Origin of the sequence: Pectobacterium araliae, assembly GCF_037076465.1 — a bacterium.
Classification (GTDB): domain Bacteria; phylum Pseudomonadota; class Gammaproteobacteria; order Enterobacterales; family Enterobacteriaceae; genus Pectobacterium; species Pectobacterium araliae.
Window position 1 is genome coordinate 2,680,518 of record NZ_AP028908.1, and the last position, 14,175, is coordinate 2,694,692.

At 54.1% G+C, this 14,175-nt stretch carries 13 protein-coding genes; 2 read left to right on the forward strand and 11 right to left on the reverse strand.

Features of this window, described 5'->3' with window-relative positions; all coding sequences use genetic code 11:
• Positions 1-35 precede the first annotated feature (35 nt).
• From AACH44_RS12085 to AACH44_RS12110, 6 genes are all read right to left on the reverse strand, one after another.
• Positions 36-512 carry an NlpC/P60 family protein gene (locus AACH44_RS12085; protein WP_219607087.1) on the reverse strand — a complete coding sequence of 159 codons (477 nt, stop codon included), beginning with the start codon at positions 510-512 and terminating at the stop codon, positions 36-38.
• 146 nt (positions 513-658) lie between these two features.
• On the reverse strand, positions 659-1,435 hold the full coding sequence (gene btuD, locus AACH44_RS12090) for a vitamin B12 ABC transporter ATP-binding protein BtuD (RefSeq protein WP_261848420.1): 777 nt from the start codon (positions 1,433-1,435) through the stop codon (positions 659-661).
• Positions 1,436-1,987: a glutathione peroxidase gene (locus AACH44_RS12095; protein WP_261848421.1), complete on the reverse strand. Its 552-nt coding sequence runs from the start codon at positions 1,985-1,987 to the stop codon at positions 1,436-1,438.
• 51 nt (positions 1,988-2,038) lie between these two features.
• Complete coding sequence (gene btuC / locus AACH44_RS12100) at positions 2,039-3,034, reverse strand: vitamin B12 ABC transporter permease BtuC (protein ID WP_261848422.1); 996 nt, start codon at positions 3,032-3,034, stop codon at positions 2,039-2,041.
• Positions 3,035-3,155: 121 nt separating this feature from the next.
• Positions 3,156-3,920 carry a class I SAM-dependent methyltransferase gene (locus AACH44_RS12105; protein ID WP_261848423.1) on the reverse strand — a complete coding sequence of 255 codons (765 nt, stop codon included), beginning with the start codon at positions 3,918-3,920 and terminating at the stop codon, positions 3,156-3,158.
• Positions 3,921-3,958: 38 nt separating this feature from the next.
• Positions 3,959-4,291 carry a cupin domain-containing protein gene (locus AACH44_RS12110; protein WP_261848424.1) on the reverse strand — a complete coding sequence of 111 codons (333 nt, stop codon included), beginning with the start codon at positions 4,289-4,291 and terminating at the stop codon, positions 3,959-3,961.
• Between the two features lie 116 nt (positions 4,292-4,407).
• Here AACH44_RS12110 and AACH44_RS12115 point away from each other — a divergent pair, with 116 nt between their 5' ends.
• A complete protein-coding gene (locus tag AACH44_RS12115) occupies positions 4,408-5,124 on the forward strand; it encodes a Crp/Fnr family transcriptional regulator (RefSeq protein ID WP_261848425.1) in 717 nt (238 codons plus the stop codon).
• A gap of 468 nt (positions 5,125-5,592) precedes the next feature.
• Here the strand turns inward: AACH44_RS12115 and cobB are convergent, their stop codons facing one another.
• From cobB to lolC, 5 genes are all read right to left on the reverse strand, one after another.
• The gene (gene cobB / locus AACH44_RS12120; RefSeq protein ID WP_261848426.1) at positions 5,593-6,423 is read right to left on the reverse strand and encodes a Sir2 family NAD+-dependent deacetylase; all 831 of its coding nucleotides are present in this window, start codon (positions 6,421-6,423) and stop codon (positions 5,593-5,595) included.
• 11 nt (positions 6,424-6,434) lie between these two features.
• Complete coding sequence (nagK, locus tag AACH44_RS12125) at positions 6,435-7,346, reverse strand: N-acetylglucosamine kinase (RefSeq protein WP_261848427.1); 912 nt, start codon at positions 7,344-7,346, stop codon at positions 6,435-6,437.
• 84 nt (positions 7,347-7,430) lie between these two features.
• The gene (lolE, locus tag AACH44_RS12130; RefSeq protein WP_261848428.1) at positions 7,431-8,678 is read right to left on the reverse strand and encodes a lipoprotein-releasing ABC transporter permease subunit LolE; all 1,248 of its coding nucleotides are present in this window, start codon (positions 8,676-8,678) and stop codon (positions 7,431-7,433) included.
• The gene (gene lolD, locus AACH44_RS12135; RefSeq protein ID WP_261848429.1) at positions 8,675-9,382 is read right to left on the reverse strand and encodes a lipoprotein-releasing ABC transporter ATP-binding protein LolD; all 708 of its coding nucleotides are present in this window, start codon (positions 9,380-9,382) and stop codon (positions 8,675-8,677) included. Before lolD ends, lolE begins: the two co-directional genes overlap by 4 nt.
• The gene (lolC, locus tag AACH44_RS12140; RefSeq protein ID WP_261848430.1) at positions 9,375-10,577 is read right to left on the reverse strand and encodes a lipoprotein-releasing ABC transporter permease subunit LolC; all 1,203 of its coding nucleotides are present in this window, start codon (positions 10,575-10,577) and stop codon (positions 9,375-9,377) included. Before lolC ends, lolD begins: the two co-directional genes overlap by 8 nt.
• Positions 10,578-10,713: 136 nt before the next feature.
• Between lolC and mfd the strand changes: the two genes are divergently transcribed.
• The gene (gene mfd, locus AACH44_RS12145; RefSeq protein WP_261848431.1) at positions 10,714-14,166 is read left to right on the forward strand and encodes a transcription-repair coupling factor; all 3,453 of its coding nucleotides are present in this window, start codon (positions 10,714-10,716) and stop codon (positions 14,164-14,166) included.
• Positions 14,167-14,175 lie beyond the last annotated feature (9 nt).

Sequence of the window (14,175 nt, forward strand, 5' to 3'; positions counted from 1 at the left end):
CTCCATGCTGTCAACAAAACAAAATAAGGAAGGAATTAGATGCGGCGAGCCTGCCAGTACGCCCGCTTCCAATATACGTTATCCAGCGACGATCGGATGACACCTTGGCTGGTGGACGCGTGAATAAACTGGTCATCTTTGTCATAAATGCCGACGTGCAGCCCACTGCTGCCGCTGCCCGTTTTGAAAAAGACCAAATCGCCTGGCAGCAGATTTTCACGGTCAATACGCTCACCCAGCTCGGTTTGCTCTTCCGTGGTACGCGGTAATTGCATACCAAACTTATCGCGAAACGTCAGGTAGACGAAACCAGAGCAATCGACGCCATTACGATCCAGACCACCATAGCGATAAGGCGTTCTGTACCATTGCCCCAGTTGATCGTTTAGCTGCACCATCACCATGATTGAATCGCTCAGACGCGCATTCGGCGGCGGATTATTATGTCGACTACTGCTACAGCCGACCAAAATCAGGCTGGCGAGGATCAAAGCATGTCGTAAACGTATCATCGCGATTACCATAAAACCGCCGAGGCCATAAACCTCTGGCGTTTGAAAATGCTAGGTATTGATTAATTTAGCGTTTAATCGGGGCCTCTGGCAAGTAAAGGCGATTTTTCCTATTTTCTAACGACGCGATCTCCTCGCGACAACAGTCAGGCACTGCGCGTGATGATCCAGTTTCTGCCATCCACCACGTGCCGCTGAAACGCGACCCCGAACACAGGAGACAGCACGTCCGGCAGCATGACATCCGCCGTTTCGCCCTGCGCCACCAGAGTCCCTGCCGACAGCAGCCACACGCGATCCGCATGGTGGGCGCTGTGGTTCAGATCGTGTGCGCAAACCACGACCGCCATCCCCAAACGACAGAGTTCGCTCAGTAACGCATCCAGTGCCACCTGCTGAGCCACATCCAGACTGTTGGTCGGCTCGTCCAGCAACAGCAGACGCGCATGCGGGTTGAGCGTCGGCCAAATCTGCAACAGCGCGGCCGCCAGCCGAACGCGCTGCCATTCACCGCCCGACAGTTGCGTGAGCGGACGCGCCAGTTTGTCGGTTAACATCAGGCGTTCCGCCAGAACGCGCACCACCTTTTCAACCGCATGTTCCTGAGCCAGCGGCGGTTGATGCCGTTGCCAATACTGAAATACCGGCATCAGCGCCAGCGGCGGTTGCTGCTGTGCCAGATAGGCGCGCCGCACGGCCAGATCCGCTGCCGTATAATCCGACAGCGGCGTGCCAGCAAGATAGACGTCACCTTCTCCCGCCAGCAAACCCGCCGCCCTTGCCAGCAAGGTGCTCTTTCCCGCACCGTTCGGGCCAATGATGTGCAGCAGCTCACCGCGATAAAATTCCGCCGTCGTTGACGACAAACGCGGCAAGACACTGGCCTGCCGCAACTGCAATACTGGGGAAGTCTGCTGCGTCAATTATTTTGCCAACGTATCTTCAATGGCTTTTACGATGGTGGCATGGTCAGGCGACATATCCGGCGCGAAACGCTCAATCACGCGACCTTCACGATCGACCAGGAATTTTTCGAAATTCCACAGGATATCTTCTGGATTCTTGGGTTTACGGCCTTTATTGACCAAGCGGGCAAAAAAGTCACTTTTCCAGGTTCCATTGGCTTCCGGTTGCTGACGAATCAATAACTGGTACAGCGGGTGACGGTTCTCGCCATTCACTTCAATTTTGCTGAACATCGGGAACTGAACACCAAACGTCCCACGGCAGAATTCCTGAATTTCTTCTTCCGAGCCCGGTTCCTGTCCTGCAAATTCATTGGAGGGGAATCCCAACACGACCAACCCTTTGTCGCGATAGGTTTCGTAGAGTTTTTCCAACGCGTCGTATTGTTTAGTCAAGCCGCATTGAGAGGCGACGTTGACGACTAAAGCCACCTGCCCTTTAAACGCCTCAAACGTTGTCGCTTTCCCATCGATGGTGGTCAGCGGAATGGCATAAATTTCAGTGCTCATCGTTTTGCTCCCTTCAGTGATAAACAAGAGTGGATAGAACAAGACATCTCGCTACAGTCGATTGCGTAATAGTAGCCAGATAAACCACGGCGATCCCAGCGTAGCGGTAACCACGCCTATCGGCAACTCGGCGGAGCGTAGCGCAACACGCGCGACCGTATCCGCCAGTAGCAGCAAGCCGCCGCCAGCCAACGCACATCCGGTCAATAAATAACGCTGATCGGTCAGTCCGTACAACCGTAACATGTGTGGGATCACCAATCCAATAAACGCGATGATACCGGCCAGTGCCACGCTCAGGCCAACCTGTACGCCCATCACCAACACGAGAATCGTCCGCCAGCGATAGACAGGGATACCTAACTGACGTGCCTGAATCTCACCCAGCGTCAGTCCATTCAACACCGCACCCTGACGACTCAGCCACAATAGCAGCGGTAATAGCGCCAACATCAGCCAACCATGTCGCCAGTCAATGCCGCTGAAACCGCCCATCATCCAGTACATCAGTTGGCGTAAATCGAGGCTGGTACTGAAATAGACCGCCCAGGTCATCACCGCGCTACAGATAATCCCGAGCGCAATGCCGATGAGTAACAAACGGGTATTGGAGATATGACGGCGGGCAAAATGGAGTAACAGAAAGGTGATCAGCAACGCACCAGCGATGGCACTCAGGCTTAACATCCAGACGGGGAGCAATCCCTGCCCCAACAGTACCGTCAGCACTAAAGCCACACCTGCGCCGTTTGCCACACCCAGCAGCCCCGGTTCCGCCAGCGGATTATCAAAGACAGCCTGCATCACGGTGCCCGACATCGCCAGACTGGCACCTACCAGCATCACGGCCAGCGTTCTGGGCAAACGCAGTTGCCAGACAAAGAGCTGCTGCGCGTCATCCAGCCAGGCCGTCGGCCAAATCCAGCGTTCCCCGGCGCACAGGCTGATAACCAACGTGAATGCAAGAAACGCCAACAGCAGAGCCAGACTCCGACGATCGCGTCTGCACTGCTGTTGTTTTAGCTGGCTGTAATGAGGTAACGGCATCGCGTGCTTTAGCGGGATATCACCCGGCGGTAATTAAGTATTGTCATGTATGTTAAACGATTTCGCCTGCCTTACACGCTTTTTCCTTATTACCGCTACGCAATCAGAATGGAGACGACGATTACTTGGTGCTGCATACCGCAATATAGTTAAGCTGCTTCCGATTACGGCGAAAAGTATGGAACATATTGAAGAACATGCTGCGGTTTTCTTTTTTCAGCGCATTTTTTACGATACGTGCCGCACCGGCTACCCCTTCATCATAAATCAGCCCTTGTGGCGTCAGCAGCGTCATCGCGCCGTTATCGTAGTTAACGTTGCTAAAACCACACGCCTGAAACAGCGTCACCCAGCGTTCACGCAGCATCGGCTGTGCATGGACGTTAATCGCTTTATGCATCTGTTCCACCGCTTGCAATGCCCCGGAATCTTTCTCGGAAAGCAGCATGATATCGTGCGTAATCAGGCGGCCGCCCGGTTTGAGCACGCGATAATATTCGGCAATAATGCGGCTCTTGGCCTTGTCAGCATACATCGTCAGCATCGCTTCATTAATCACCACGTCAAAGTGATTATCGGGAAACGGCAGCTCCAACGCATTGGCCTGCATAATCGTGACCTGCGAGGCTAACCCGTTCGCTACGACATTTTCCTGCGCTTTCTGTAGCGCGACTTTATCCATATCCGCGCCAATAACCTGACAGCCAAATCGACGCGCAATCTCCATCGCCGTAGTGCCCATATTGCAGGCGACTTCTAATACTACGCTGTCCTGCCGGAACCCCGCTTGACTGAGTAGCCACTCGGTTGCCTTTCTGCCGCCGGGGCGCAGACGTTTTTTCCCCAATCGGGCTAAAAATTTATGTCCAGCTTCATGATCGCTCATACTGCCACTCCTTCATTCTGTGTTATCGCATTCTCTATTTACTGCGTTTTCAGCATGGTCAGTAACATACGTGACGACTGCTGCGCATCAACGGCATGCGGGATATTGGCGGGCATACGTACCAACGTGCCAGGCTGTGCGATAACAGGCTCGCCACCGATCGTCAGCAATAATTCACCTTCAAGTACCATAACCAGTGCATCATAAGGCGCACTGTGTTCACTCAACCCCTGCCCCTGATCGAAGGCAAACAGCGTAACATTGCCGCCGTCGGTACGGGCCAACACGCGACTGGCGATACCGTGTTCAGTGGGGGTAATTAATTCATGGAGAACCAACGCCTGTGCCGCCGGGAGGGTATTATCTTTCATGGAAACGCTCCGCTATTTTCGATTCAGCACGCCGTGATTTTGCTTGCTGAATTCATGCAAGTGATTATTATTTTCATTTAACGACTTAATGGTAATACCCGCCTCTGGGAGGGCAAATGACATTTGTCAAAAAGGCGCTCTCGCCCGATGAATACGGCGAGGTGCTGTTTCAGCATGACTGGATGCGCGACGAACCCGGCGATGTAGTGTGTGAGCTATTGGCAAAAAGTGAACGCCTGTTTTTCCGGCAGGATGATGTCCTGTTTCGCGAAGGCGACAAAATGCAGCACTGTTTACTGGTTGAAACGGGAAAATTGCAGGCTTTTCGCCATACCTATGGCGGAGATGAGAAAATTTTCGGGCAGTTTGAACGTGGTGAGTTTGTCGCTATCGCCGCCGTCTTTATGGATCACGGTCGCTTCCCAATGAATATCCGCGCGCTGAGCGATGGCCATACACTGATGATTCCACGGCAGGATATTCACCAGTTTTGTTTGCAACGCCCGGAACTGGCACTGCGCTTGCTGAATTATCTGGGCAAGAAACTCTATTCGACCATCAACCAAATCGACTGGCTGACCTCCAGTTCCGCGCCACAGCGTCTGGCAGATTACCTACTGCGGCAGCATCACATTCAACAAACCCAGCATCTGACATTACCAGTGAGCCGAGGGCAGCTCGCCACGTCATTAGGGATGCGCGGTGAAACGCTGAGTCGATTGATATCCGACTGGAAGCGACAAGGCCACATTACCTATCGAGGCCATCAGGTGGAATTGTGCGATCTGAATTATCTGAAAGAACTGGCTGCCGAAGCTCGGCGCACATTCTGATTGTTCGAACTGATGAAGCCAAGGCTTTGTAAGATGAAGCATTGCGGCGCTATAGAACAATTTTGGATATAGATTTTGACAATTGTCATTCCCGCATCAGCGGATTATCGACTACGCTTAGCCTACATTGATGAGAATAACTCTCATTAATATATCTGTCTTTATAAGACGTTGTGAGGTAACGCTATGCTGGGCTTTTTCCGACGAACATTATCACTTCATAGAATACGGTCACGTCATGCACTATCACACCATGATAGCCAACAACCACCTTACCCACAGGCGGTTTCACCGACAGAAAGCGCTGCGTATGCTCGCTGTAGCGAAAGTGAATATTGTTTCTTTAACCACGCCGCCATGTTGCCTTTCGATCAGCTTGATGAATGCTGCGGCGGCAACGATCGGCAAGGTAAAACGCCATTCTCATACGATTCATGACGTTTTATCTTTCTGACGGCGCTTAGATGTTTAAAACTTGATGCTTTGACCACGCGTCAGCCAGGCACCGACAAACTCTGGCACGACCGTGCTGGCTGGGCCGTAAATTTTTTCATCAAACTGACTTTCTACCTGACTCGGCTCCAGATTCAGCTCCAGCGTGTAGGCACCGTGCGAATGAGCCTCATGGACAAAACCCGCAGCAGGATAAACATTCCCCGATGTGCCAATCGCAATAAAGTAATCTGCCTGCGACAGCGCATGGTAAATCTTGTCCATGTACAGCGGCATTTCACCAAACCACACCACATGCGGGCGTAACAGCGCAGGAAATTGACAGCAGTGGCAACGTTCGCCAGCGGCCAGATCGTCCGTCCACTCAAAAATCTGTCCACTTTGGCTACAGCGTATTTTCAGTAGCTCACCGTGCATATGAATGACGCGCTGGCTACCAGCACGCTCATGCAGATTATCGATGTTCTGTGTGATCAGTTGGAAATTGTCTTCCAACATCGCTTCCAGATTCGCCAACGCCAGATGCGCGGCATTAGGCACAATTTCCGGCTGCTGTAGCTGACGACGACGGGCGTTATAAAATTCCTGCACCAGTTCGGGATTACGCTGAAAGCCTTCAGGCGTCGCGACGTCCTCGACGCGGTGTTCTTCCCACAAGCCATCGGCTGCGCGAAAGGTACGAATGCCAGACTCTGCCGAAATACCTGCGCCCGTCAGTACCACCACGCGCGGCTTTTTCACTTCGATTGCGGCCAGATAATCACGATGGAAAATACGCGCCCGAAGACGCTGTTGCCGCAGTCGCTTTCCCTTGTGAAAACGCCCTAATCGTTGACGCGTATACATACTTACTCCAGCTAGTTATCCATTAAGTGTAGCAATGCCGCGCCACGTACGCCGCCCGCATCGCCATAACGCGCTTTCTCGATACGTGGCAGTTTCGCAATCGGTAACAGTCGCGCAGGAAGACGCGTCGGCAAAATTTGATAAATCTCATCAAAATTCGACAACCCGCCGCCCAATACCAGCAAATGCGGATCGAACAGGGTCAGTAGATTGCCCAGACAGACCGCCAGCAAATCCATAAAACGGTCGACAAACTCCAGCGCTTTTTCTTCTCCGCCACGATAGTGCCGGATAATCGTCACGGCAGGCAGCGCTTCGCCATACAGATGCTCGTAAAGCCATTCAAAACCACGGCCGGAAATATAATTCTCGATACAGCCGGATTGCCCACAGCCGCATTTCACACGGGGGATATCCACACCAATAACATCCAACGCATCGGATGGCAGGCGGAGGTGGCCGAACTCACCCGCGATGCCGTTGCGTCCGTCGACCGGACGCCCGTTAATCACCAAGCCACCACCCAGTCCTGTGCCCAAAATCAATCCTAACACGACAGGATAGGAACGAAATTCCGCGTCCCAAGCCTCAGACAGCACGAAGCAGTTGGCATCGTTACTAATGCGAACGTCACGCTGCAAGCGCTGTGACAAATCAATACGCAGCGGTTTTCCCATCGTCGCAGGCAGGTTGGCGGTGAATAACGCCCCGCTTTCATTCTGGATACCCGGTACGCCGATACCCACCTTCCCCTGCACGCCGACCTGTGCGTCGGCTTCCTGCACCAGATCGACCAGCGTCGTGAGCAGATCGTCATAATTATTGCGCGGGGTCGGCACCCGCTTTTGCCACACCTTGTTCAACTCCGCGTCGAACACGCCCAACTCGATTTTCGTGCCGCCCATGTCAAAACCGTAGTACATGACCGCTCCTTAGGGTGTGATCACCGTGCCACACGATAGGGACTATCCCCGTCATCTCTCAAGCCGCATGTGCGGGGGCTTGGCTTACTGTCCGCTCAACACGCGGGCAGGGTCAATTCGGCTGGCGCGCCGCGCCGGATACCAGCTGGCAATGAGACTCAACACCAGCGATGTACCCAATACGATAAACACATCCATCAGATGCAATTCCGACGGCAGGAAATCAATAAAATAGATGTCGCCGGACAGCAACTTATGGCCGATGAGTGCTTCAATCCCGCGAATAATCGGCGTCAATTGCAAGGTGGCGATCACACCGACCACCGCCCCGATCACACTGCCCAGCAGCCCGGCTAATAATCCGTACCAAATAAAGATAGCCCGAATCAGCCCATCTGACGCGCCCAGCGTACGCAGAACCGCGATATCGCTGCTTTTGTCTTTCACCGCCATTACCAGCGTTGAAACGATATTAAAACAGGCCACACCGATCACCAGGATCATCGCCAGATACATGATGGTTCTCACCATCTGAATGTCCCGGTACATATAACCATAGGTGCCAATCCAGCTGCGAATAGTGACATAAGCCTTCGTGACCATACCCGCATCGCGCACCAGTTTATTGGCGGAGAAGACATCTTTCGCCTTGATAGCGATCCCCGTTACGCTCTGCCCCATATCCAAATACTGCTGGGCATCGGTAAGCGGAATCAGCGCCAGACCGTGATCGAGCTGACCACTCAGTTGTAAAATACCGCTGACGTGCAGCCGGATGCGTTTAGGCTGCATCAGTTTCATTTCTGGATCGCTATTCGGGATCATCACCGTAACCCAATCCCCTTCTACCACATTCAATGTTTTCGCCACGCCTTGGCCGATGATGACTTGCTGTTCGCCCGCACGAAATCGCTGCCAGGCACCATTGAGAACGTAGTTAGGCAGCGCGCTAAGGCGTGTTTCCTGCTGCGGATCGACACCTTTTACCTGAATCGCCTGGAGCTTAGCGCCGTTTTCCAGCAGCCCGGTGAAATTGATGTAAGGCGCGGCGGCGGCAACGCCAGGAACCTGTTCGATTTGCGGCAGGATGTCCTGCCAGCCGTCAAAAGGCTGATTGACCGGCGCAATCTCGCCATGTGGCACCACAGCAAGAATGCGGTTGTTCAGTTCACGTTCAAAGCCATTCATCGCGCTCAGGCCGAGAATCAACACCGCCACGCCGAGGGCGATCCCCAACGTCGAAATGACCGAGATCAGCGAAACCATGCCGCCACGCCGACGGCCACGGCTAAAGCGCAGGCCAATCTGCAACGAGAGCGGAGGAAAGGTCATTGCCGCGCTCCCATCAGGGTCAGTTCCTGCTGCAATTGGCCATCGCGCATTTCCAGTTGGCGGTTCAGTCGACCAGCCAGTTGCAGATCATGTGTCACCACTAGAAAAGCCGTACCCTGTCGAACGTTTAGTTCTCCCAACAGTTCGAAAATGGTGTCAGCCGTGCGCTGATCGAGGTTACCGGTTGGTTCATCCGCCAGCACCAGTGAGGGACTGTTGACCAGCGCTCTGGCAATGGCGACACGCTGTCGCTCACCACCGGACAATTCCGACGAACGGTGGTGACTGCGCGATTCCAGCCCAACGGCGGCCAGCATTTCGCGTGCCTTATCTTGCGCCTGTGACGTCGGTACTTTACCAATCAGCAGCGGCATCGCCACGTTTTCCAATGCGGTAAAATCTGGCAGCAGGTGGTGAAATTGATAAATAAAACCCAGCTCACAATTACGCAAATCCGCTTTTGCCGCCGCCGAAAGCGTGCTCAGCGATTGGCCTTTGAAAATAACCTCGCCTGACGTTGGCGTATCTAATCCGCCCAGCATATGCAACAGCGTACTTTTACCTGATCCAGAACTCCCGACGATTGCCATCATCTCGCCACTGCTCATCTCAAAAGAGACGTCGCGCAGCACGTCGGTAGACAACTTGCCGTCCTGATAACGCTTGGACAGGTTAGTACACTGCAATAATGATAAATCATTCATAACGTAAAGCCTCAACGGGTTGAACGGTGGCAGCACGCCATGATGGGTAAAGTGTCGATAAGAGGGCAATCACCATCGCGGAAATCGCGATCGTCACCACCTGCACGGGATCAATATCTACTGGCAACGCGGCACCATCCAGTAATATGCCCAACACGGGCATCAACGTATTCAGTTGGCTAGCCAGTAGCGCCCCCAGCAATGCTCCTAACAACGCGCCAACAATGCCTGCGCTGCCCCCCTGCACCATAAATACCGCCATCACCTGACGTTGAGTCAGCCCCTGCGTTTGCAGAATGGCGACCTCTCCCTGTTTTTCCATCACCAGCAAACCCAGTGAGGTAATAATATTGAACGCGGCCACCGCGACGATCAGGCTGAGCAGCAGCCCCATCATGTTTTTCTCCATGCGCACGGCCTGAAACAATTCACCCTTGCGCTCACGCCAGTCTTTCCAGACCGTGCCTTCCGGCAGCGTTTGCGTGCTCAGCGTATCAACCGACAGCGGCTTTTCCAGCCACAAACGCCAACCGGTAATCTGGTTCGCCGGGTAGCGCATCAACCGTGAGGCATCCTGTTGGTTTACCAATAACTGGTAGCTATCCACTTCACTGTTGGCGGAAAAAGTTCCGGCAACAGTGAAAATACGTTGGCTGGGAATACGCCCCATCGGCGTCAGTTGGCTGGCGCTGGTCACCATCATGCGCACTTGATCGCCAATTTTCACCCCCAGTTGATCGGCCAACTTCTCACCCAAAATGGCTTGATATTGACCAGGTTGCAGTTGCTGCTGTTTGACGTTGACCAAATAGCGCGATAGCGGTTCTTGCTCGTCAGGGTCAATCCCTAACATCACGCCCACCGCGACGCTGCGGGCACTTTGCAGCACCACATCGCCCGTGGTCAGCGGTGCGATACGCGTCACACCGTCCAGCGAGTCTAAAGAAGAAACAGGAATTAACGCCGGATTCAGTGAACCTTGCGGCGTAGAGATCACCGCCTGAGGCATCACGCCGAGAATATTGTCTTCCAGCTCGCGCTCGAAGCCGTTCATCACGGAAAGCACGGTGACTAGCGCCATCACGCCTAGCGTGATGCCAATGGCGGATAACCAGGAGACAAACCGCCCAAAGCGGTCTGATGCACGCCCACGCATGTAGCGTAGGCCAATAAATAAAGCGACAGGTTGATACATGAAATCCGTCTGGATAAGGTTGCCAAAGCAAAGTGATCAAGGATAATAAAGGGTAGTACTGCTTTATGGAACCCTAACACCCTCACTCTACGGCTTTTTCTTGGTCGGATGCAGAGAGGCGAGACCCGATAATCAGATGATGCCTGAAAATTACCGTTATTCGCTGCCGCCCAAAGCGGGTGAGCAGCGCCTGCTGGGCGAGTTAACCGGCGCTGCCTGCGCCGTTGAATGTGCAGAGATCGTTGAACGCCACGCCGGACTGGTGGTACTTATCGCCCCCGATATGCAAAATGCCCTACGATTGCGTGACGAAATTCAGCAGTTTACCGACCAGCACGTCACCACGTTGCCTGATTGGGAAACGCTGCCCTACGATAGTTTTTCTCCGCATCAGGAAATTATTTCGACCCGCCTTTCTACGCTCTATCAATTGCCCAATATGACGCGCGGCGTGCTGATTCTGCCCGTCAACACGTTGATGCAACGCGTTTGCCCGCACAGTTTCCTGCATGGTCATGCGCTGGTGTTGAAAAAAGGCCAGCGTCTCTCGCGTGATAAACTGCGTTCACAGTTGGAGCAGGCGGGCTATCGCAGCGTCGATCAGGTGATGGAACACGGTGAATATGCCACGCGTGGCGCACTGCTAGATCTGTTCCCGATGGGGAGCGAAGAGCCCTATCGTATCGATTTCTTCGACGATGACATCGACAGCCTGCGTCTGTTCGATGTCGATACGCAGCGCACGCTGAATGAAGTACCACACATTAATCTGCTGCCCGCGCATGAATTCCCGACCGACAAAACCGCTATCGAGCTTTTCCGCAGCCAGTGGCGCGAACAATTTGAGGTACGACGCGATGCCGAGCACATTTATCAACAGGTCAGCAAAGGCGTTTGGCCCGCAGGGATCGAATACTGGCAACCGTTATTTTTCAGTGAACCGCTGCCGTCGCTGTTCAGCTACTTCCCGAGCAATACACTGATCGTTAACACGGGTAATATCGAACAGAGCGCTGAGCGTTTCTGGCAGGATATTCAGCAGCGTTTTGAAAGTCGTCGAGTCGATCCGATGCGCCCCCTGTTGTCATCGGATTCACTCTGGTTGCGCGTCGATAGCCTGTTCTCAGAGCTAAAAGCGTGGCCGCGCGTACAGTTAAAAACCGATACGCTGCCGGAAAAAGCCGCCAACGTGAATCTGGCCTATCTGCCGCTGCCGGATCTGGCGATTCAGCACCAGCAGAAATCGCCGCTGGATGCGCTACGCCGTTTTATCGAACCGTTCGACGGTCAGGTCATTTTTTCCGTCGAAAGCGAAGGTCGGCGCGAAACGCTGCAAGAGCTGTTGGCGCGTATCAAGCTGAACCCTAAGCTCATCAGTACGCTGGAACAGGCGCAGGGGCGTGGCGCTTATCTGATCATCGGTGCCAGCGAACATGGCTTTATCGACACCCTACGCCAGCGCGCCTTGATCTGCGAAAGCGATCTGCTGGGTGAACGTGTCAGCCGCCGCCGTCAGGATAACCGCCGCACGATTAATACCGATACGCTGATCCGCAATCTAGCGGAACTGCGGCTGGGGCAGCCCGTCGTCCACCTCGAACACGGTGTTGGCCGCTATGCCGGATTGATCACACTAGAAACGGGCGGCATTAAGGCCGAATACCTGATTTTGACCTATGCGGGTGAAGACAAGCTGTACGTTCCCGTTTCCTCGCTGCATTTGATCAGCCGCTATGCAGGGGGTGCCGATGAGAATGCGCCACTGCATAAACTGGGTGGCGATGCCTGGTCACGCGCGCGGCAAAAAGCGGCGGAAAGAGTGCGCGATGTCGCCGCCGAGCTGCTGGATATTTATGCTCAGCGTGCGGCGAAGAGCGGCTTTGCCTTTAAGCACGACAAAACACAGTACCAGTTGTTCTGCGAAAGTTTCCCTTTCGAGACCACGCCCGATCAGGCGCAGGCCATCAACGCCGTGCTGAGCGACATGTGCCAGCCGCTGGCGATGGATCGTCTGGTGTGTGGCGATGTCGGCTTTGGGAAAACCGAAGTGGCGATGCGCGCCGCGTTTTTAGCCGTTGAAAACCATAAGCAGGTTGCCGTTTTAGTGCCGACGACGCTGTTGGCGCAGCAGCATTTTGACAACTTCCGCGATCGCTTTGCCAACTGGCCGGTGAAGATTGAAATGATCTCACGCTTCCGCAGCGCGCGTGAACAAACTCAGGTGCTGAAGGAAACGCAGGAAGGCAAAGTCGATATTCTGATTGGCACCCATAAGCTGTTGCAGAGCGACGTGCACTGGCGTGATTTAGGGCTGCTAATTGTGGACGAAGAGCATCGCTTCGGCGTGCGTCACAAAGAGCGCATCAAAGCGATGCGAGCCGATGTCGATATCCTGACGCTGACCGCCACGCCGATTCCACGCACGCTCAACATGGCCATGAGCGGGATGCGCGATCTGTCGATCATCGCCACGCCCCCTGCCCGCCGTTTGGCAGTCAAAACATTCGTGCGCGAGTATGACAATCTGGTGGTGCGCGAAGCGATTCTGCGTGAGATTTTGCGCGGCGGACAGGTGTACTACCTGTATAACGATGTCGAAAATATTGAGAAAGCCACTCAACGATTGGCAGAACTGGTGCCGGAAGCACGTATCGCGATCGGTCACGGTCAGATGCGCGAACGCGAGCTGGAACGAGTGATGAACGACTTCCACCACCAGCGGTTTAACGTGCTGGTGTGTACCACCATCATCGAAACGGGGATCGATATACCGAGCGCCAACACCATTATCATTGAGCGTGCCGATCACTTCGGCCTGGCACAGTTACACCAGCTGCGTGGCCGCGTCGGGCGTTCCCACCATCAGGCTTACGCCTACCTGCTGACGCCGAATCCTAAAGCGATGAGCACTGATGCGCAAAAACGTCTGGAAGCGATCGCCTCATTGGAAGACCTCGGTGCCGGTTTTGCGCTGGCAACACACGATCTGGAAATTCGTGGGGCGGGTGAGCTTCTCGGGGACGATCAGAGCGGGCAGATGACCAGCGTCGGTTTCTCGCTGTATATGGAGTTGTTAGAAAGCGCGGTCGATGCTCTGAAAGCAGGCCGGGAGCCGTCGCTGGAAGATCTGATCAACAGCCAGACCGACGTCGAACTGCGCTTGCCTGCCCTGTTGCCCGACGATTTCATTCCCGACGTCAATACGCGCCTGTCGTTATACAAACGTATTGCCAGTGCGAAAACCCCCGCCGAGCTGGATGAGCTGAAGGTCGAACTGATCGATCGCTTCGGTCTGCTTCCCGATGCAAGCCGTTACCTGTTACAGATTGCCGCTCTACGTCAACAGGCACAGGCGCTGGGTATTCGCCGTATTGAAGGGAACGAGAAAGGCGGTTTTATCGAATTCAGCGAGCAAAACCGCGTCGATCCCTCCCACCTGATCGGCCTGTTACAGCGCGATCCGGGCACCTACCGTCTTGATGGTCCAACCCGCCTGAAATTCATGAAAGATTTGAGCGATCGTCCAAAACGCATTGAATTCATCGGTTCGCTACTGGGGAATATGGCGCAGCATACGCTGGCGGCGTAACTCACTTTC

Coding starts and splice junctions, on each gene's coding strand:
- AACH44_RS12085 (WP_219607087.1), bottom strand. CDS start 512: ATGATACGTTTACGACATGCTTTGATCCTCGCCAGCCTGATTTTGGTC.
- AACH44_RS12095 (WP_261848421.1), bottom strand. CDS start 1,987: ATGAGCACTGAAATTTATGCCATTCCGCTGACCACCATCGATGGGAAA.
- btuC (WP_261848422.1), bottom strand. CDS start 3,034: ATGCCGTTACCTCATTACAGCCAGCTAAAACAACAGCAGTGCAGACGC.
- AACH44_RS12105 (WP_261848423.1), bottom strand. CDS start 3,920: ATGAGCGATCATGAAGCTGGACATAAATTTTTAGCCCGATTGGGGAAA.
- AACH44_RS12110 (WP_261848424.1), bottom strand. CDS start 4,291: ATGAAAGATAATACCCTCCCGGCGGCACAGGCGTTGGTTCTCCATGAA.
- AACH44_RS12115 (WP_261848425.1), top strand. CDS start 4,408: ATGACATTTGTCAAAAAGGCGCTCTCGCCCGATGAATACGGCGAGGTG.
- cobB (WP_261848426.1), bottom strand. CDS start 6,423: ATGTATACGCGTCAACGATTAGGGCGTTTTCACAAGGGAAAGCGACTG.
- nagK (WP_261848427.1), bottom strand. CDS start 7,346: ATGTACTACGGTTTTGACATGGGCGGCACGAAAATCGAGTTGGGCGTG.
- lolE (WP_261848428.1), bottom strand. CDS start 8,678: ATGACCTTTCCTCCGCTCTCGTTGCAGATTGGCCTGCGCTTTAGCCGT.
- lolD (WP_261848429.1), bottom strand. CDS start 9,382: ATGAATGATTTATCATTATTGCAGTGTACTAACCTGTCCAAGCGTTAT.
- lolC (WP_261848430.1), bottom strand. CDS start 10,577: ATGTATCAACCTGTCGCTTTATTTATTGGCCTACGCTACATGCGTGGG.
- mfd (WP_261848431.1), top strand. CDS start 10,714: ATGATGCCTGAAAATTACCGTTATTCGCTGCCGCCCAAAGCGGGTGAG.